A 17498-nucleotide genomic window follows, 5' to 3' on the forward strand; every position below is an offset into this window, starting at 1 on the left:
GTGATCATCCCAGGACGCGGGCCACATCGAGGGAGCAACCGACGACCGTGTCGACACTGCCGTCCTCCTGGGGCTCGTCGAACCACAGCCCGGCGACGAACCCGGTCTTCGCCAGCATCCGCAGCGACGCCGCGTTGCGGTGGTCGGGAGCCGCGAAGTACGTCGGGGCGTCGGGGAACCGGTGCCGGGTGCGCAGCATCCACGCCCACAGCACGCGCGGGCCGAGGCCGCGCCCGCTCCACTCCTCGGCGAGCGCGTAGTCGACGCCGATCGCAGCCGGATCGGGTCCGAGCAGCGCGTAGTCGGGGTAGTCCGCGATTCGGTAGTCCTGGAGGAAGCCGACCGAGCGGCCGTTGACCTCGGCGACCCACATCCGGGTCGGGCTCATCCCGTCGATGCACGGGCCGTAGCGGGCCTCGACGTTGTCCGCGGTCGGCTCCCCCTCGGAGGCCCACCAGCGGCGGACGTGCTCGGAGGACCGCCAGCGCAGCACGTCGGGCAGGTCGCCGCGGGTCATCGCCCGGACGGTGATCCGCTCGTCGTGGTCGACGACGAACTCCTTGACCGTGCCCGACAGGTCGCTCGGTGCCGGCTCGGCGTGCATGCTCGCGCAGGTACGCCGGGCCGCGGCCGCCCACGGCTCGCCCGGACGGACGACGCCGGACAGGTCGCGGCCGCGGTCGTGCACCACGACGCGGACCGGCTCGTCGGTCACGACCCCGGCTTCGCCCGGTGCACCAGGGGCGGAGCGGCGGACCAGGGGAAGTCGATCCACGCCTCGGTGTGCCGCCAGACGTACTCCGGTCGGATCACCGTCCACGGCTTCTCGTAGATCACCGCGGTGCGGGCCTCGGCCACCTGGTCGGCGACGAAGTCGCGGACCACCTCGAGGGTCTTGCCGGTGTCGGCCACGTCGTCGGCGATGAGGATCTTCAGGCCCGCTAGGTCGACCGCGGCCGGCGTCGGCGGCAGCATGATCGGGACCTCGAGGCGCTGCTCGACCCCGGTGTAGAACTCGACGTTGACCGCCGACAGGTTCTTGACGTCGAGCGCGTAGCCGAGGCCCATGCCCAGCCCGAGACCGCCGCGGGCGATCGAGAGGATCAGGTCGGGTTCGTAGCCCGAGTCCACCACCTGCTGGGCCAGGTCCAGCACCGCGGTGCCGAACAGCTCGTACGTCAGGATCTCGCGCTCGGTCGCCACGAGAGCATTGTGGCGGGTCGGACCGGTCAGTCGTCCAGGGGTTCTCGTCCTGCGGCCGCCAGCTCCTCGCGGACGACCGCGAACGCGAGCCCCGAGCCGTAGCCCTTGCGGGCCAGCATGCCGACCAGCCGCCGGGTGGCCTTGACGTCGTCGACCCGCTCGACGGAGCGCAGCTTGGCGCGCACGAGCGCACGCGCCGCCGCCGCCTCGTCGTCCGGGTCGATGTCGTCGAGGGCCTCGCGGGCCACCTCGTTGTCGATGCCCTTGCGGTGCAGCTCCTGGGCCAGCGCCCGCTTGGCGAGCCGCCGTCCCACGTCGGACCGGGTCGCTCCGCGCGACGCGATCCAGGCCCGGGCGAACGCCTCGTCGTCGATCAGCCCGACCTCCTCGAACCGGTCGAGGAGGCGGGTGGCGATGTCGGCCGGGACGTTCTTGGCGGCCAGCTTGTCGGCGAGCTCCTTGCGGGTGCGCGCCTGGCCCGTCAGCTGGTCGAGCAGGATCTTGCGGGCCACCGCCTCCGCGTCGGCCTCCGGGACCTGGGCTGCCTCGTCCTCGGGTGGTGGTGCGGTCGGGGCGGCGCGCCGTGTCCACGCGTCCACCCCGACCGAGACGTCACCGAGCCAGTCGGGCGGCACAGAGGTCCCCGCTGATCGAGCCTGTCGAGATTCGTGAAGGGTCATCGACTAGAAGGAGTCGACGCCGATCGGCTCGTCGGAGAGCGGAGCCTCCTGGTCGACCTGGGGGCCGACGCCGAGCTTCTCGAGGATCTTCTTCTCCAGCTCGTTGGCCAGGTCGGGGTTGTCCTTGAGGAAGTTGCGGGAGTTCTCCTTGCCCTGACCGAGCTGGTCGCCCTCGTAGGTGTACCAGGCGCCGGCCTTGCGGACGAGCCCCGACTCGACACCGACGTCGATCAGGCCGCCCTCGCGGCTGATCCCCTTGCCGTACATGATGTCGAACTCGGCCTGCTTGAACGGCGGGGCCACCTTGTTCTTCACGACCTTGACGCGGGTCCGGTTGCCGACCATGTCGGTGCCGTCCTTGAGCGTCTCGATGCGCCGCACGTCGAGCCGGACCGAGGCGTAGAACTTCAGCGCCTTGCCACCGGTGGTGGTCTCGGGCGAGCCGAACATGACGCCGATCTTCTCGCGCAGCTGGTTGATGAAGATCATCGTGGTGCCGGAGTTGCTGAGGGCACCGGTCATCTTGCGCAGCGCCTGGCTCATCAGACGGGCCTGGAGACCGACGTGGCTGTCGCCCATCTCCCCCTCGATCTCGGCCCGGGGCACCAGCGCGGCCACCGAGTCGATGACGACCAGGTCGAGCGCGCCGGAGCGGATCAGCATGTCCGCGATCTCCAGCGCCTGCTCACCGGAGTCGGGCTGCGAGACCAGCAGCGCGTCGGTGTCGACGCCCAGGGCCTTCGCGTAGTCGGGGTCGAGCGCGTGCTCCGCGTCGATGAAGGCCACGATGCCGCCGGCACGCTGGGCGTTGGCCACGGCGTGCAGGGCGACGGTGGTCTTGCCGGAGGACTCCGGCCCGTAGATCTCGATCACCCGTCCGCGCGGGAACCCACCGAGGCCCAACGCGATGTCGAGAGCGATCGAGCCGCTGGGGATGATGGCGAGCGGGGCCCGCACCTCGTCGCCGAGACGCATGACCGAGCCCTTGCCGAACTGCTTCTCGATGTTGGCGAGCGCGGCGTCCAGGGCCTTCTCGCGGTCTGCACCAGCCATGTGCTGATCCTTCTCTCTCGTCGGGTGTCAGGTACGTCGGCGACGCTAGAGCGAGCCACCGACAGCGCCTGATCAGCGCTGACACCATCTGTGGAGAACCTCGTCCGCGTCGTACCTGTGCACACAACCTAGCCCGAACACCTGTTCGACCGCAGCACCTGGGTGCGGCGTGTCGCGACGTCGCTCAGACCGGGACCGAGGCGGGCAGCCGGACCAGGAAGCGGCAGCCGGCGGGCGCCGGCTCCCCCACGTTCTCCACGTGCACGACGCCCTGGTGCGCCTCGACGATGCCCTTGACGATCGCCAGCCCGAGCCCCGCTCCCCGCGCCTCGCGCGAGCCGAGCGCGGGCTCCGGCGTGCGCGCCGTCTCGCCGCGCCAGGCCAGGTCGAAGACCCGGCCCATGTCCTCCTCCGACAACCCGCCGCACTCGTCGCTCACGCTCAGCTCGACCCCGTCGGGGAGCGCCCGGCCGCGGATCTCGACGACGCCGTCGGCCGGGGTGTGCCGGATCGCGTTCATGACCAGGTTGGTCATCACGCGGGCCATCCCGGCCGCGTCGGCCGTCAGCACGATGCCGTCCTCGACGCTCCCCCCGAGCCGCACGTTGCGGGCCCGGGCGACCGGGTCGGCGCCGGCGATGGCCTCGCTGACCAGGTCGCGGAGCATCACCGGCTCGGGCGTGAGCCGGAGGACGCCCGCGTGGATCCGGGAGAGCTCGAACAGGTCGTCGACCATCCGCACCATCCGGTCGACCTCGGCGCGGATCTGGCGGTGGTAGCGATCGGGGTCCACCGCGATGCCGTCCTCCAGCGCCTCGGTCATCGCCCGCATGCCGGCCAGCGGTGTGCGCAGGTCGTGCGACACCCACGAGATCAGCTCACGTCGCGACTCCTCCAGCCGGGCCTCGCGCAGCCGGGACTCCTCGAGGCGCTCGCTGGTGCGCGCCAGCTCCTCGGAGAGCGCCTGGAACTCGCTGGGACCGCGGCTCGCGGCGACGTACGTGCCGTGGGCGTCCAGCAGCCGGGCGTCGCGCTGCAGCGCCTCCGACCAGCGGGAGATCGCCAGGCCAACCGCGAACGCGACGACGAGGGACACCGCTCCGGCCGCGCCCGCGACGAGCGCGACCACGCCCCAGTCGTGCGTCGAGATGAACATCATCCGGGCGGCGGCGACGACGCCGGCCAGCACCGAGCCGATCGCGACCACGACGACGAGGCCGAGCTGCCAGCGGATGGACAGGTGCCGCAGCAGCCACGCCGCCACCAGCCCGACCACGCCGACGCCGACCGCACAGACGGCGGCCACCGCCACGATCTGCACCTGGTCACTCGTCATGACGCTGCCTCCCACCGATAGCCCACACCCCACACCGTCTGCAGCCGCTCCGGCCGGGTCGGGTCGCGCTCGACCTTCTCCCGGAGTCGGCGCACGTGCACCGTCACCGTCGAGTGGTCGCCGATCGACCAGCCCCAGACGTGCTGCAGCAGGTCCTCGCGCGAGTACGCCGTACCGGGGTGCGCGAGCAGGAAGCGCAGCAGGTCGAACTCCCGGACGGTCAGCGCCAGGACCTCGCCGTCCCGGGTGGCGACGTGCGCGCCCTCGTCGACGACGAGGTCGCCGTCCACCAGGCGCTGGGGCGCCGGTGCGGAGCCGGTACGCCGGAGCACGGAGTCGACGCGCAGCACCAGCTCACGCGGGCTGAACGGCTTGCTCACGTAGTCGTCCGCACCGGTCTCGAGACCCATCACCCGGTCGGTCTCCTCGCCCAGCGCGGTCAGCATGATGACGGGCACGTCGCTGGTCGACCGGAGCTGACGACAGACCTCCAGGCCGTCGATGCCCGGGAGCATCAGGTCGAGCACGACCAGGTCGGCCGGCGCGTCACGCATCGTCCGCAGCGCGGTCTCCCCGTCGGCCGCCTCGACCACGTCGTGCTGGTGGGCGCGCAGGTAGGAGACGACGACCTCACGGACGGTGTGGTCGTCATCGACCACGAGGACGCGGGCCACCGGTACCTCCATCGTCGTGGGCTCCCCGCGAGCGTAGGACCGACGCGACGACGACCGCCACCAGGGTGAGCGCGGCGAGCACCAGCCATGCCGTCACGTAGCTGCGGTCGAGCAGCGTCGCGTTGTCGGGGCGGGCCCCGAAGCGCCCGAGCACGGGTACGGCGAGCAGCGTCACCGAGCCCAGCACGACGAAGCCGACGACCGCGGGCGCCCGGGCCGCGCGCGGGAGGCGGGGCAGCACCACCGCCCCGACCACGAGGGTCGCGATCGCGAGCACCCCGTCGTGGATGACGACGCCGGCCGCGAGCCAGACCGCCGCGTTGGTCAGCTGGTCCAGGTCCTGGCGGGTGAGCAGGAACCAGGCGCCGAACCCACCGAGGACGACGCCGACCGCGCCGATCGCGACCTGCAGGGCCCTCATGCCGACACCTCGAGCCGCGCGACCCACTTGGTCTGCAGGACGCCGGGCCGGTTGGGGGCGATCAGCCGGGCGGGGTAGCCGTGGTCGAGGGCGAGCGGCTCCCCCTCGAGCGCCAGCGCGAGCAGGGTGCGGTCGTCGTCGGCGAAGTTGCCCTGCAGCACGGTCCGCTTGTAGGGGCCGGACTCCTGCAGCGAGACGACGTGCACCTCGCTGCCGCTCGGCGCCCCGACGAGGTCGAGCAGGGTGCGCACGCGGACGCCGGTCCAGGTGCCGCTCGCGCTCCAGCCCTCGACGCACGCGATCGGCAGGGTCTCGCTGGTCTGGTCCATCGCGAGCAGCTCCTCGCGGGTCATCGAGACCTCCTGGTCGCCGTACGCCACGGTGAAGCGGTACGCCGCACTGGTGGCGGCGGGCGCGACCTTGGCGGCCGCCGCCGACTTGTTGATCGGGATGCCCGCGGGGCCGTCACCCGAGCGGACGCCGAAGACCGACACCCTGCGCAGCAGCGGGACCGTGCTGCCGGCGGTGACGAGCACGGCGACGCCCGCGGCCAGCCAGGTGGTCCGCAGCAGCGTGCGCCGCGAGATCGGTCCGGGCTCGGTCGCCGTCGGCCGGTCGTACGTCGTGTCCTCGACGTCGGACGTCAGCGCGCCGCGGATGATCGGGAGCTTCACCGCGATGTGCACCACCAGCGCGCCGATGGTGATCCAGGCGATCGCGTAGTGGGTGGACCGGAAGGAGAAGCTCCAGGGGTACCACTGCGCCGAGTTCGCGAGCCCGGACGCGAGCTGGAAGACCGCTCCGGCGACGAGGACCGCGATCGAGCCGCGCTCCAGCACCTCGAGCACCAGCCTGCGCACGTCGCGCGGCGGGCGGATGAACAGCCGCGGGTAGACCGTCCAGAGCTTCACGAGCAGCAGCGGCACCGACGCCGTACCGGTGATCACGTGCAGGCCCTGGGTGACCCGGTAGCCCCACGACGGGCTGGTCGGGAAGGGGATCGGCTGGGAGACGTTCTGGGCGTAGTGGCTGATCAGGCCGGTCGCGAAGCAGATCGTGAAGCAGATGCCGAGCCACGTGCCGACCCGGGCGGTCACCGCTGCGCTGCGGAGCCGGGAGCGGAAGGCCGACTCCGTCGGGATGTTCACGCTGCTTCCTCGAGCACGGCGAACCATCTCTCCCCGGCCTGGACCTGCTCGACGACGGCGAGCCCGGCCTGCGCGGCGATCCCGGCGATGTCCTCGATCCCCACGACCGACCAGCGGACGACGAGGTGCTCGACGCCGCACTCCAAGGTAGCCCAGTCGTTCGTGGGCGGCGTCCCGGGCGCGGCCACCTCGGCGACGACGCGGCCGCGGGGGTCGAGGACCTCACGCAGCCGCTGGAGCAGCGCGACCGGGTCGCCGCCGATGCCGACGTTGCCGTCGGCGAGCAGCGCGGTCTCCCATCGACCCTCACCGGGGATGGAGTCGAACACGTCGCGGTGCAGCGCCGCTCCCCCGCGGCGGCGCGTGCGCCCGACGGCCCCGTTGACGACGTCGATGCCGAGCACGACCGCGCCCTGCTCGGCGAGCGCGGCGGTGAGCCGGCCCGGTCCGCACCCGACGTCGAGCGTCGGGCCGGCGCACAACGACAGCAGGGTCCGGTCGATCTCGTCGGCCGGCCGGTCCCACTGGTCCAGGTGGAGACGCGTGATCGGGAGGTCCATGCTCATCGGCGCACCTCGCGCCAGGCACGGGCGAACTCACCCTCGCGGGCCTGCGCGGCCACGGCGTCCGCGTCGGCGACCGTGTCGACGTCGCGCAGCGTGTCGGCGACCGCGACGTCCAGACCCTCGCCGACCAACGCGCGGCGCGTGTCGTCGTACGTCGTCGGCGTGGACATCGGCACGTCGTGCAGCGACCGGGCAGCGGTCGGGCGGCGCAGCGCGAGCACCCACCAGCCGCCGTCCTCGGCCGGACCGAGCACCGCGTCGTGCTCCTCGGTGGCCGCGCCGACCGCGGTCAGCATCGCCGGGGTGAGCTGGGGGGTGTCCATGCCGACCTGGACGACCGGACCGCCGGGCGGGACGTCGACGTGGGCGTTGGCCAGCCGTTGCGCGAAGGTGCTGCCCCGCTGGCGGGCGACGGACCAGCCGTCCGTCGCCCGGATCAGCTCGTCCCCGCGGACCGCATCGGCGAAGTCGCCCGACAGCGACAGCAGGCAGGCGTCGGGGCCGAAGGCCTCGCGACAGGCGGCCAACGTGTCGAGCAGCGCCGCCGCGGCGACGTCGGCGGCGGCGGCCATCCCGATCTCGGCGCCGAGGCGGGTCTTCACCCGGCCGGCGACGGGCGCCTTCGCGACCACGAGCACTCGTGCGTCCGTCATCTCAGAACCCTCCAGAAGTCGCGGGCCGCGCGCGCCGTACCGCGCACCGATCCGGAGACCTTGGAACGGGTGCCGACCGCGCGCGGTCGGTAGGAGACGTCGCGCTCGGCGAACCGCCAGCCCGCGAGCGTCGCCTTCTGCAGCAGCTCCACGGGATAGCCGAACCGCCGGTCACGGACGTCCAGTGCCAGGAGTTCGTCGCGGCGGCAGATCCGGATGGGTGCGATGTCGTGCGCGTCCATCCCGATCCGGCGCCGGAGCCACCACACGATCAGGCCGTTGCCGAGGCGGGCGTGCCACGGCCACACGCCGCGCGAGACCGGGCGACGGCGGCCGACGGCCAGGTCGGCGCGGCCGGCGCGGACGTCCTCGAGCATGGGCAGCAGCTCGGCGGGGTCGAACGAGTCGTCGCCGTCCATGAACGCGACGTACTCGCTGGTCGCGGCGAGCAGCCCGGCGTGCACGGCGGCGCCGTACCCGGGACTCGACTCGGTGACGACGGTGGCCCCCAGGCCGCGGGCGACGTCGGCGGTGCCGTCGACGGACCCGTTGTCCGCGACGATCACGGCGAACTCGGGGGGCACGGCCGGCAGGAGCGCCCGGAGTGCGGCCGCCTCGTCCCGGCACGGGAGGATGAGGTCGCAGGCGGGTTCCATGTCCTGAAGGTTGACAGGACGAGGGCCCGGCAAACGGTCGGAGAACTTACGAAGCCGTGACGGCGTCGCTGCCAGGCTCATGCCGGGTCGCCGCCTGGCTACTGTCAGACCATGCCGACGACCCGAGCGCGTGCGCCCTGGGTCGGCCTGGTCGTCGCACTGGCGCTGGTGGCGGTCGCGTTCGCGGTGCCACCGCTCTTCGACTGGGAGGTCTGGCCGCGCGCGCCGCGCAGCATCGCCGACGGCGAGCTCGCGCCGCTGCACGGCTACTGGCAGCCCAAGCTCCTCGGGCCGGGCACGCTGCCGGCGGTCGCCATCGCCGTCCTCGGGTGGCGGTACGCCGTCGACCTCGCGGAACGGCTGTCCTGGCGGCGCCTGCTGCTGACGTCGTACGTCGTGGGGCTGGCGTGGTCGCTCTCGCTGGCGTTCGTCGACGGGACGTCCGGGATCTCGCGGGTGCTGGGCGACAAGTACGAGTACCTGCGGTCGGCGCGAGCGGTGACCGACGTGCACACGCTGCTGTCGACGTACGTCGACCGGATCCCCGCCTCGGCGCCGGACAACTGGCCGACGCACCCGGCGGGCCATCCGCCGGGTGCGCTGCTCTTCTTCGTCGGGCTGGTGAAGGTCGGGCTGGGGGGTGATCTCTCGGCCGGGCTGGTGGTGACCGTGATCGGCGCCTCCACCGCGCTCGCGGTCCTGGTGACGCTGCGCGCACTGGGTGCCGAGGCGATGGCCCGGCGGGCGGCGCCCTTCCTGGTCCTGGCCCCGGCTGCGGTCTTCATGGCGGTCTCCGCGGACGCGGTCTTCGCCGCCGTCGCTGGGTGGGGGCTGGCGTGCCTGGCGCTCGGGTCCGTGTCGGGGTCGCGGGGCCGGCTGGTCGCGTGGTCGGCGCTGGCCGGGCTGCTGCTGGGCTGCGGCGTGATGATGTCCTACGGCCTGCCGCTGGTCGGGCTGCTGGCCGTCGCCGTCCTGGTGCTGGCGCGGTCGTGGCTCCCGCTGCCGGTGGCGGCGCTGTCGGCACTGGCCGTCGTCCTGGCGTTTGCCGCGGGCGGCTTCTCGTGGTGGGCGGCGTACCCGGTGCTCAACGACCGCTACTGGGACGGCATCGCCGCGGACCGCCCCGCGTCGTACTGGATGTGGGGCAACCTGGCCGCCCTCGTCGTGTGCGCGGGTCCCCTGCTGGGCGCGGGGCTGGCCCAGGTCGTGGCGCTGCGTCGGCGCGCCGACCGGGTGGTGCTGCTGCTGGTCTCCGCCGCGGCCGCCGCGATCGTCGTCGCCGACCTGTCGCGGATGAGCAAGGCCGAGGTGGAGCGGATCTGGCTGCCGTTCGTCCCGTGGCTGATGGTCTCGACGGCGCTGCTGCCGGAGCGGTGGCGGCGTCCTGGTGTGGTGGTGCAGGTCGTCAGCGCGCTGGTGGTGCAGCAGCTGCTCTACACGAGCTGGTGAGGCCGGGCGGGGCGCGGAGTAGCCGTCAGCCGAGGGAGGCGCTCGCCGCCCGCAGCTCGTCGAGCGCCGCCAGCGCGTACGGCGTCAGTGGGTCCTCGGTGCCGCCCTCGACCTCGGACCACTCGGCGAAGCCACGCTTGAACGCGAGGACGCCGAGCTCGGCCGCGAGGTGTGCGGTCGGGTCGGGCACTCCGCGGGCCACCAGGGCCGCCGTCATCGCCGCCGCGAGGCCCACGCTCTTCAGGGCGTCGCGGTCCTGGAGCTCGGTGCTGGTGGCGACCACCGCCTTGAGGCGCGGGCCCAGCTCGCGGTTCACCGGCCCCATCGCACCGGAGGCGCGCTCGAGGCCTGACGCCACCGCCTCGAGCGGCGTGGCGCCTGCGGGCGCCTCGGCGATGCCGTCGGTGAGCAGCCGGCTCAGCGCCTCCTGCCCGGCGACGAGCAGCTCACGCTTGTCCGGGAAGTGCCGGAAGAAGGTGCTCTTCGTGACGCCGGCACGCTCGGCGATCTGGGTCACCGTGGTGGCGTCGTAGCCGTGCTCGGCGAACAGGTCGACGGCAGCGAGGACGAGCCGCTCGCGCGCACCTGGTTCCCATCGGGCCATGGCCCCAGCATAGCGATGGCACTCTTGTCCCATCACCGTGCTAGCGTGATGGGACATCAGTCCCATCACTTCGCAGGAGATCCCATGCACGTCTTCGTCACCGGCGGCACCGGCCTGATCGGCTCTGCCGTCGTCGCCGAGCTCCTCGGCCACGGCCACACGGTCCTCGCCCTCACCCGCTCGGAGGCGTCCGCCCGGTCGGCGGCGGACGCCGGGGCGACGCCCCACCGCGGCGGCCTCGCCGACCTCGACGTCGTCCGCGCCGGCGCCGCCCAGGCCGACGGGGTGATCCACCTGGCCTTCAGCAACGACTTCAGCAGCGCCGACGCCGTGGCCCGGTCGGTCGCCGAGGAGACGGCCGCCCTGACCACCCTCGGCGAGGAGCTGGTCGGCAGCGACCGCCCGCTCGTGACGGTCTCGGGTACGCCGTGGGTGCCGGGTCGGCTCTCCACCGAGAGCGACCCGCTGCCGACCGACGGGCCGGTCGGGGGCCGCGGCCGCACGGTCACGGCGATCCTCGACCTCGCCGCGCAGGGCCTCCGGAGCACCGCGATCCGGTTGCCGCGCACGGTCCACCACGAGGGCGAGGGCGGGTTCGCCGGCCTGTTGACCGCGATCGCACGCCAGACCGGCGTGTCGGGCTACCCGGGCGACGGCGCCCAGCGCTGGCCGGCCGTGCACGCTCTCGACGCCGCGGTGCTCTTCCGGCTGGCCCTGGAGTCGGCGCCAGCCGGGACCGCCTGGCACGCGGTCGCCGACGAGGGCGACGCCGTCCGTGACATCGTCACGGTCATCGGTCGGCGACTCGGAGTCCCCGTCGAGTCCGTTCCGGAGGACGCCTTCGGCCCGCTGGGCGCGATCTTCGCCATGGACCAGCCGTCCTCGAGCGCCCACACCCGGCAGGCGCTCGGCTGGGAGCCGAGCCACCCGAGCCTGCTGTCCGACCTGGAGAACATCCAGCCCTAGAGGTGTCTCACGCCCGCAGCGGAGCAGTGGCGAACTCCCGCAGCCCGTCGGCGGGCCGGATCGCGGCCCGGAAGCCCAGCTCGGCGGCGGCGCGCTCGGGCGACGCCACGATGTGCCGGACGTCGCCGAGGCGGTAGGCGCCGGTGACCTCCGGGGCGACCCCCGCCGGGGTGCCCGCGCCCACCATCTCGGCCACGGCGAGGATCGGCACCGGCTCGCCGGACGCGACGTTGTAGGCGTCGTAGCGACCGGCACCGGACGCCACCACGGACGTGAGCGCGGCGACGTTGGCCCGCGCCACGTCGGCGACGTGCACGAAGTCGCGCATCTGCCCGCCGTCCTCGTAGACCTGCGGCGCCTCGCCGCGCTCCAGCGACGAGCGGAACATCGCCGCGACGCCGGAGTACGGCGTGTCCCGGGGCATGCCCGGCCCGTAGACGTTGTGGTACCTCAGCGCGACGGCCGACGCGTCCGCCTGCCGGACCCACGCGGAGGTGTAGTGCTCCTGGGCGAGCTTGCTGGCGGCGTACGACGAGCGCGGGTCGAGGCGGGCGCCCTCGTCGACGAGCGACCAGCCGAGGACGGCGCCGCAGACGGGGCAGTGGTTCTCGAAGTCGCCCGCGTCGAGGGCGGCGACCGCACGCGGCGGCGGTGCCTGGTCGCCGTGCTCGGGGCAGGTGTAGCGGCCCTCGCCGTACACGACCATCGACGAGGCGAGCACCAGGCGGCGCACCCCGGCGTCGTGCATGGCCGCGAGCAGGACCGCGGTGCCGAGGTCGTTGTGGGAGGCGTAGTCGGGCAGGTCGCCGACCTTCACCCCGGCCCCGACGACGGCGGCCTGGTGGCAGACCGCGTCCACGCCGTCGAGCAGCCCGCCCCACGCGTCCGCGTCGCGTACGTCGAGCTGGTGGGTCCCCGGCGGCACCGTGGACGAGCCGTGCGCCATCGGCAGCATCAGGTCGACCCGGACGACCTCGTGGCCGTCGGACTCCAGCGCCGCGCCGATCGCCGTACCGATGAAGCCGGCGGAGCCGGTCAGGAGCACCTTCACGGGACGTCGTAGGTCAGGTCGATGCCGTCGGCCCAGGTGGAGCAGGTGCAGCCGTCGGGGTCGGGCAGTGTCTCGATGGTGCGCGTGAGGATCCCGGTCAGCCGCTCGAGGTTGGCCCGGAACAGCGCGAACACCTCCTCCTGGCCGACCCCCTCGCCGCTCTCGGCGCCGGCGTCCATGTCGGTGACCAGCGCGATCGCCGTGTAGCACTGCCGCATCTCCCGGGCCAGCGCCGCCTCGGGGTGGCCGGTCATGTTGATCAGCGTCCAGCCCTCCCCGGCATAGCTGCGCGACTCGGCGCGGGTCGAGAAGCGCGGGCCCTCGATGACCACCATCGCTCCCCCGGACTTGATCACCGGGTCGGCGGCGGCCACGGCCGCGGACAGCCGCCCGCAGTAGGGGTCGCCGAAGGGCAGGTGCACGGCCCCGGTCTCGACGTACGACGGGATCCGGCGGTAGGTGCGGTCGACCAGCTGGTCGGGCACCACGATGTCGCCGGGCGCGACCTCGGCGCGCAGACCGCCGACGGCGCACGGCGCCAGCACCTGGCGTACGCCGAGGGAGCGCAGCGCCCAGAGGTTGGCCCGGTAGGGGATGGCGTGGGGCGGGTGCTCGTGGTGCGGTCCGTGCCGCGGCAGGAACGCGACCGTGCGGCCGGCGACCGTCCCGACGGCGACCGGCGCCGAGGGCGCACCGTAGGGCGTGTCGACGGCGTGCTCCTCGTAGTCGTCCAGGAAGGCGTAGAACCCCGTGCCGCCGATGACGGCCACGTCCGCGATGCTCATGCCGCCTAGCCTGCCAGTGCCCCCTGCGACTCGGGGACGCGCACCCGCACGGTGGTGCCCTGGCCCGGCAGGCTGTCGAGGTCGACGCTGCCGTGGTGGGCCTCGACGACCTTCTTGACCGTCTGCAGTCCGAGCCCCATCCCCTGGATCGCCTGGACCCGGGCGGCGTCGCCCCGGTGGAAGCGGTCGAAGGCGCGGGCGCGGTCGGCGCTGCTCATCCCGATGCCGGTGTCGGTCACCTCGAAGAGCACGTGGCCGGGCTGCACCTCGAGCCGGACCCGGACGTCGCCGCCGGACGGCGTGAACTTGGTGGCGTTGGAGACCAGGGCGTCGATGACCCGCACGATCTGGTGGGGGTCGACGTCGACCAGGACGCCGGGCGCGAGGTCGGTCTCGAGACGGAGGCCGAGCTCCGTGCACTGGGTGCGCCAGCGACCCAGGACCGACATCAGCAGCTCGCCGAGGTCGACCCGGCGCGGCTGGAGGTCGAGGTGGTCCTCGGACTCGTGCAGGAGACGACCGACCAGGGTGAGCAGCTGGTCGGAGTTGCGCCGGATCGCGGACAGGGACTTCATCAGCAGCCGGTCGTCCTGGTCGCAGAGCGACTCGGCGACGTCGACGAACCCGACGATCGAGGTGAGCGGCGTACGCAGCTCGTGGGTGATCGTGCCGAGGAACTGCTCCTGGCTGCGGCGCGACGCGAGGGTCGCGGTGAGGTCGTGGCAGACGACGACGGTGCCGAGCACGTCGCCGTCGTCGTCGTACATGCGTCGCGCGCTCCAGCCGACCGGGCTCGGGTCGCGCTCCGGCCCGAGCCACTCGATCGTGTCCGGCAGGTGCTCGACCTGGCAGGCGCGGCCGAGCGCCTGCTGCTCGGGCGCCAGGTGCGTGCGGTCCGCAGTCCACGCCCGGTCGCTCGGGCGGCCCGGGAGGCGGAGGTCGTAGCCGCCGAGCTCGGCCAGCGACCACGCGGGACCGTTGGCGAGGACGAGCCGCCCGCGGGCGTCGTACACGACCACACCGGAGCCGACGGCGGTGAGGACGGCCTTGCCGAGCAGGTCGCGTCGCCGCAGCTCGTCGACGATGGCGTGGGCGAGGAGCGCCAGCCCGGTGGTCTGGAGCTGCCAGAGGAAGAGCCGGGCCACGTCGGCCCCGGTCCCCAGCACCCACGGGCCGGCCAGTGCCGGCATGAGGAAGATCGCCAGTCCGCCCACGGTGGCGATGGCGACGCCGGTGCGGCCGAAGTCGGCGCCCAGCCACAGCGCAGGGATCGCGGCCAGGACGCCCGCCGCGGCCATCGTCGGCATCAGGTCGACCCGGAGGAGGGCGACGGCGAGGATGTCGACGGCGGGGACGGCGGCCAGCAGCAGCGGCGGCAACCGGCGCCACGGCAGCGCGACGGTCGCCACCGTCGCGACGGCGACGGCGGCGCAGCCGATCCAGAACGACACGCTGCTGCGAGCGGGCGGGAGGCCGACCAGGACGGCGAGCACGACGACGATGACGACGACGGCGAAGAGGCGCTGTCCCGCGACCCGGGCCCGGTCGAGCGCGGGGTCGTAGACGGTGAGGGTCCCCATGAGCGGGTCTCCTTCCGAGGGCGGAGACGTCGCGGCGAGGCTACCCAGCAGGAACCGGTTCCATTCCTGAGGTGGCGCGGGCGCCGAGCCCGGCGACGGCGACCAGGGCGACCAGCCCGATGGAGCACACCGTGAGCGCCGGGTAGCCCCAGGCGTCGACGACCACTCCGGCCAGCCCGCCCGCGGCAGCGGCGGTCAGGCCCATCACCAGGTCGGTCGCGCCCTGGACGTCGGTGCGCGCCTCCAGGGGCGCGTGCTGGGCGATCAGCGTGGACGCCGACACGGTCGCGAACGACCAGCCGAGCCCGAGCAGGAAGAGCCCCACGAAGATCTGCCACGAGCTGCCCTCCGGCGAGCGCGCGCACAGCACCATCGCGGCGAGCAGCAGGACCGCCCCGGTCACGAGCGTCGTCGGCCGCCCGTAGCGGTCGGCGAGGAGCCCGACGACGGGCGAGAACGCGAACATGCCGAGCACGTGCAGGCTGATCACCAGCCCGATCACCTCGAGCTCGGCGTGGCCGTGCTCCATGTGCAGCGGCGTCATGATCATCACGCCGACCATCGCGGCGTGCGCGCACGCCATCCCGAGCGTCGCGAAGAACAGCACCGGACGCTCGCGGGCGGCGACGATCGCCCGGGCCCACGCCGTACCGGCCGGCGGCGACTCGGCGACGCCGGCGACCTCGCGGGCGAGCAGCAGCGGGTCGGGCCGGAGCAGCACGCCGACCACGACCGCGGCCGCCAGCATGCCGATGGCGCCGAGCGCGAACGGTCCCGTCAGCTCGGGGATCCCGAGCAGGTCGGCCAGTCCCCCGGCGGGGCCGGTGAGGTTGGGTCCGAGGACCGCGCCGATCGTGGTCGCCCACACGACCGTGGACAGCGCCCGGCCCTTGTGCGCGTCCTCGGCGAGGTCGGTGGCGGCGTACCGCGCGCTGTTGTTGGCCGCGGTGGTCGACCCGAGCAGCAGCGCGCCGACGAGGAGCAGCGCCATGGAGCCGATGACGCCGGCGACCACCGCCAGCACGGCTCCCGTGGCACCGAGCAGGTAGCCCGTCACCAGGCCGATCCGGCGGCCGCGGTGGGACATCAGCCGGGCGAGGAGGTACGCCGCGAAGGCGGTCCCGAGCACCTGCGCCGTCTGCGCGAACCCCGCCTGGCTCTCGGACCCCGAGAGGTCGCGCGCCAGCAGGGAGGCGGTGGCGATGCCGATCGTGATGCCGAGGGCGCCGACCGCCTGGACCACCACGAGGGTCCGGATGGTGCGCCGCTGGACCTCGGCGAGGTCGACGCCGACCGCCGTGGTCATTTCTGGGTGGCGGGCAGCTCGAGGGTCCGCCAGACCGCGAGCCAGACCTCCTTGGGCGGGACGCCGGCGTCGAGCGCCTCGATCGCGGTGCGGCCGTCGAGCTCACGCATCACGAAGCTCATCGCCCACGAGCGGGCGTAGGACGACCCCAGGGCCTGCTCCATCCGGGCCCAGAACTCGGTGTGCCTCATCGGCGCACCGCCGCGGCGTCGAGCCACGGCTCGCCGTTGCGGGTGCTCCGCGAGTGCTGCACCTGGCCGACCGCCCACCCCGCCGCCTCGAGCACCTCGCGCAGCGCGTCCTCGCGCCAGTAGACGAACCGCCGCGGGGCGCCGACGTGGCCGTGGGTCGACCACGCGTCGCCGTCGCCCTCCTTCAGCGCCAGCGCGAGCGCCCCACCCGGCCGGGTGGCGGCCGCGAGCCGGGCGAGCACCGTCGGCAGGTCGCTCCGGTCCACGTGCAGCAGGCAGGCGCTGGCCCACACCCCGTCGTACGGCGTGCCGGGGCGCAGCGGGTCCGCGAGGTCGTCGGTCAGCGGGTCGAGCACGTCGGCGTCGTGGCCGGCGGCGCGCAGCAGGTCGACGAACGCGGGGGTGATGTCGGTGCGCCGCACCGACAGGCCGGCCGCCTCCAGCGAGACGGCGTCGCGTCCGGGTCCACTGCCGACCTCGAGCACCCGACCGCCCGCGCCGACGGCCGCCGCGAAGGCGTGCAGCTGGTCGAGCACCTGGTCGTCGTGGGCCAGCGAGCCGTCGCGGTAGGCCGCGGCGTGGGCGTCGTAGGCCTCGACGGTCGCGCGGGCGACCGCGGCCCGGACGTCCCAGGCGTGGTGGACGATGTCGTGCAGGTGGTAGAGCCCGATGCTCTCGACGGTGAACTCGCTGCCGTTGCTGCGGTAGCCGCGCCGGCCCCAGGCTCCCGGCGGCACGGACTCGTAGCGCTCCGCGACGGCCTCGGCCGCGTCGAGCAGCTCGGCGGCGACGGTCGCCGGGTCCTGCTCGGCGTACCTCTCGGCGACCGCGGTCTCGTCCTGGTCCCAGTTGGCGAAGGTGGGGTCGTCCTCGGTGAGAATCAGGCCGACCCGCACGTCGAAGATCCGGTGGACGTCGCGGACGTGCGCGGCGTACTCCAGCGGCGACCACGTGCTCGGGTCGGGCCGGGTCGCCACGTCGCCGAGCGTGAGCACCGCCTCCCACGTCGTCGCGTTGTCCCGGATGACGGCCGGGATCCGGTCGACGGTGACGGCCGCGGCCTCGAACCCGCACTCCGGGCACGGCCGGTCGAGGACCCAGGTCCAGTCCTTGGTGTCCGGCTCGATGGTCGCCTCGCTCATGGCGTCATCCTCCCAGGCGGGTCCGACGCTTCGC

At 73.7% G+C, this 17498-nt stretch carries 20 protein-coding genes; 2 read left to right on the plus strand and 18 right to left on the minus strand.

Going from position 1 to position 17498, the window contains the following annotated elements; translation table 11 throughout:
* Positions 1-4: 4 nt before the first annotated feature.
* From ABEA34_RS18640 to ABEA34_RS18690, 11 genes are all read right to left on the minus strand, one after another.
* Positions 5-715 carry a GNAT family N-acetyltransferase gene (locus tag ABEA34_RS18640; protein WP_345522990.1) on the minus strand — a complete coding sequence of 237 codons (711 nt, stop codon included), beginning with the start codon at positions 713-715 and terminating at the stop codon, positions 5-7.
* The gene (locus tag ABEA34_RS18645) at positions 712-1203 is read right to left on the minus strand and encodes a phosphoribosyltransferase (RefSeq protein ID WP_345522991.1); all 492 of its coding nucleotides are present in this window, start codon (positions 1201-1203) and stop codon (positions 712-714) included. The genes ABEA34_RS18640 and ABEA34_RS18645 overlap by 4 nt, the downstream gene beginning before the upstream one ends.
* Before the next feature lie 26 nt (positions 1204-1229).
* Complete coding sequence (locus ABEA34_RS18650) at positions 1230-1838, minus strand: regulatory protein RecX (protein ID WP_345522992.1); 609 nt, start codon at positions 1836-1838, stop codon at positions 1230-1232.
* Between the two features lie 48 nt (positions 1839-1886).
* Entirely contained in the window at positions 1887-2936 is a 1050-nt protein-coding gene (gene recA / locus ABEA34_RS18655) for a recombinase RecA (protein ID WP_345522993.1), read from the minus strand.
* Positions 2937-3120: 184 nt separating this feature from the next.
* Positions 3121-4272 carry a sensor histidine kinase gene (locus tag ABEA34_RS18660; RefSeq protein WP_345522994.1) on the minus strand — a complete coding sequence of 384 codons (1152 nt, stop codon included), beginning with the start codon at positions 4270-4272 and terminating at the stop codon, positions 3121-3123.
* Complete coding sequence (locus ABEA34_RS18665; RefSeq protein ID WP_425576894.1) at positions 4269-4946, minus strand: response regulator transcription factor; 678 nt, start codon at positions 4944-4946, stop codon at positions 4269-4271. The genes ABEA34_RS18660 and ABEA34_RS18665 overlap by 4 nt, the downstream gene beginning before the upstream one ends.
* Entirely contained in the window at positions 4921-5367 is a 447-nt protein-coding gene (locus tag ABEA34_RS18670) for a hypothetical protein (RefSeq protein WP_345522996.1), read from the minus strand. Before ABEA34_RS18670 ends, ABEA34_RS18665 begins: the two co-directional genes overlap by 26 nt.
* Positions 5364-6515, minus strand: coding sequence for a molybdopterin-dependent oxidoreductase (locus ABEA34_RS18675; protein ID WP_345522997.1), 1152 nt, complete (start codon positions 6513-6515; stop codon positions 5364-5366). The genes ABEA34_RS18670 and ABEA34_RS18675 overlap by 4 nt, the downstream gene beginning before the upstream one ends.
* The gene (locus tag ABEA34_RS18680) at positions 6512-7081 is read right to left on the minus strand and encodes a methyltransferase domain-containing protein (RefSeq protein WP_345522998.1); all 570 of its coding nucleotides are present in this window, start codon (positions 7079-7081) and stop codon (positions 6512-6514) included. Before ABEA34_RS18680 ends, ABEA34_RS18675 begins: the two co-directional genes overlap by 4 nt.
* Positions 7078-7734 (minus strand): TIGR04282 family arsenosugar biosynthesis glycosyltransferase, encoded by a 657-nt coding sequence (locus tag ABEA34_RS18685; RefSeq protein WP_345523000.1) that lies wholly within the window; start codon positions 7732-7734, stop codon positions 7078-7080. The genes ABEA34_RS18680 and ABEA34_RS18685 overlap by 4 nt, the downstream gene beginning before the upstream one ends.
* Positions 7731-8390: a glycosyltransferase family 2 protein gene (locus ABEA34_RS18690; RefSeq protein WP_345523001.1), complete on the minus strand. Its 660-nt coding sequence runs from the start codon at positions 8388-8390 to the stop codon at positions 7731-7733. The genes ABEA34_RS18685 and ABEA34_RS18690 overlap by 4 nt, the downstream gene beginning before the upstream one ends.
* A gap of 111 nt (positions 8391-8501) precedes the next feature.
* Here ABEA34_RS18690 and ABEA34_RS18695 point away from each other — a divergent pair, with 111 nt between their 5' ends.
* A complete protein-coding gene (locus ABEA34_RS18695; RefSeq protein ID WP_345523002.1) occupies positions 8502-9839 on the plus strand; it encodes a hypothetical protein in 1338 nt (445 codons plus the stop codon).
* A 25-nt stretch (positions 9840-9864) separates the two neighbouring features.
* Here the strand turns inward: ABEA34_RS18695 and ABEA34_RS18700 are convergent, their stop codons facing one another.
* A complete protein-coding gene (locus ABEA34_RS18700; RefSeq protein WP_345523003.1) occupies positions 9865-10443 on the minus strand; it encodes a TetR/AcrR family transcriptional regulator in 579 nt (192 codons plus the stop codon).
* 84 nt (positions 10444-10527) lie between these two features.
* Between ABEA34_RS18700 and ABEA34_RS18705 the strand changes: the two genes are divergently transcribed.
* Complete coding sequence (locus tag ABEA34_RS18705) at positions 10528-11409, plus strand: SDR family oxidoreductase (protein ID WP_345523004.1); 882 nt, start codon at positions 10528-10530, stop codon at positions 11407-11409.
* Between the two features lie 7 nt (positions 11410-11416).
* Here the strand turns inward: ABEA34_RS18705 and ABEA34_RS18710 are convergent, their stop codons facing one another.
* Genes ABEA34_RS18710 through ABEA34_RS18735 form a run of 6 tightly spaced genes read right to left on the minus strand, consistent with a single transcriptional unit; the run spans position 11417 to position 17464 of the window.
* Positions 11417-12460 (minus strand): NAD-dependent epimerase/dehydratase family protein, encoded by a 1044-nt coding sequence (locus tag ABEA34_RS18710; protein WP_345523005.1) that lies wholly within the window; start codon positions 12458-12460, stop codon positions 11417-11419.
* Complete coding sequence (locus ABEA34_RS18715) at positions 12457-13245, minus strand: S-methyl-5'-thioadenosine phosphorylase (protein ID WP_345523006.1); 789 nt, start codon at positions 13243-13245, stop codon at positions 12457-12459. Before ABEA34_RS18715 ends, ABEA34_RS18710 begins: the two co-directional genes overlap by 4 nt.
* A gap of 5 nt (positions 13246-13250) precedes the next feature.
* The gene (locus tag ABEA34_RS18720) at positions 13251-14825 is read right to left on the minus strand and encodes a sensor histidine kinase (RefSeq protein WP_345523007.1); all 1575 of its coding nucleotides are present in this window, start codon (positions 14823-14825) and stop codon (positions 13251-13253) included.
* Positions 14826-14865: 40 nt separating this feature from the next.
* A complete protein-coding gene (locus ABEA34_RS18725; protein WP_345523008.1) occupies positions 14866-16131 on the minus strand; it encodes an MFS transporter in 1266 nt (421 codons plus the stop codon).
* On the minus strand, positions 16128-16322 hold the full coding sequence (locus tag ABEA34_RS18730) for a DUF3046 domain-containing protein (protein WP_345523009.1): 195 nt from the start codon (positions 16320-16322) through the stop codon (positions 16128-16130). Before ABEA34_RS18730 ends, ABEA34_RS18725 begins: the two co-directional genes overlap by 4 nt.
* Positions 16319-17464, minus strand: coding sequence for a class I SAM-dependent methyltransferase (locus ABEA34_RS18735; RefSeq protein WP_345523010.1), 1146 nt, complete (start codon positions 17462-17464; stop codon positions 16319-16321). The genes ABEA34_RS18730 and ABEA34_RS18735 overlap by 4 nt, the downstream gene beginning before the upstream one ends.
* Between the last annotated feature and the right edge of the window lie 34 nt (positions 17465-17498).

The organism is Nocardioides conyzicola, assembly GCF_039543825.1.
Lineage (GTDB): Bacteria > Actinomycetota > Actinomycetes > Propionibacteriales > Nocardioidaceae > Nocardioides > Nocardioides conyzicola.

Bases quoted from the DNA above. Each gene is read 5' to 3' on its own strand.
- ABEA34_RS18700 (WP_345523003.1), bottom strand. From the start codon at position 10,443: ATGGCCCGATGGGAACCAGGTGCGCGCGAGCGGCTCGTCCTCGCTGCC.
- ABEA34_RS18680 (WP_345522998.1), bottom strand. From the start codon at position 7,081: ATGAGCATGGACCTCCCGATCACGCGTCTCCACCTGGACCAGTGGGAC.
- ABEA34_RS18660 (WP_345522994.1), bottom strand. From the start codon at position 4,272: ATGACGAGTGACCAGGTGCAGATCGTGGCGGTGGCCGCCGTCTGTGCG.
- ABEA34_RS18695 (WP_345523002.1), top strand. From the start codon at position 8,502: ATGCCGACGACCCGAGCGCGTGCGCCCTGGGTCGGCCTGGTCGTCGCA.
- ABEA34_RS18735 (WP_345523010.1), bottom strand. From the start codon at position 17,464: ATGAGCGAGGCGACCATCGAGCCGGACACCAAGGACTGGACCTGGGTC.
- ABEA34_RS18725 (WP_345523008.1), bottom strand. From the start codon at position 16,131: ATGACCACGGCGGTCGGCGTCGACCTCGCCGAGGTCCAGCGGCGCACC.
- ABEA34_RS18730 (WP_345523009.1), bottom strand. From the start codon at position 16,322: ATGAGGCACACCGAGTTCTGGGCCCGGATGGAGCAGGCCCTGGGGTCG.
- ABEA34_RS18670 (WP_345522996.1), bottom strand. From the start codon at position 5,367: ATGAGGGCCCTGCAGGTCGCGATCGGCGCGGTCGGCGTCGTCCTCGGT.
- ABEA34_RS18690 (WP_345523001.1), bottom strand. From the start codon at position 8,390: ATGGAACCCGCCTGCGACCTCATCCTCCCGTGCCGGGACGAGGCGGCC.
- ABEA34_RS18715 (WP_345523006.1), bottom strand. From the start codon at position 13,245: ATGAGCATCGCGGACGTGGCCGTCATCGGCGGCACGGGGTTCTACGCC.
- recA (WP_345522993.1), bottom strand. From the start codon at position 2,936: ATGGCTGGTGCAGACCGCGAGAAGGCCCTGGACGCCGCGCTCGCCAAC.
- ABEA34_RS18705 (WP_345523004.1), top strand. From the start codon at position 10,528: ATGCACGTCTTCGTCACCGGCGGCACCGGCCTGATCGGCTCTGCCGTC.
- ABEA34_RS18720 (WP_345523007.1), bottom strand. From the start codon at position 14,825: ATGGGGACCCTCACCGTCTACGACCCCGCGCTCGACCGGGCCCGGGTC.
- ABEA34_RS18685 (WP_345523000.1), bottom strand. From the start codon at position 7,734: ATGACGGACGCACGAGTGCTCGTGGTCGCGAAGGCGCCCGTCGCCGGC.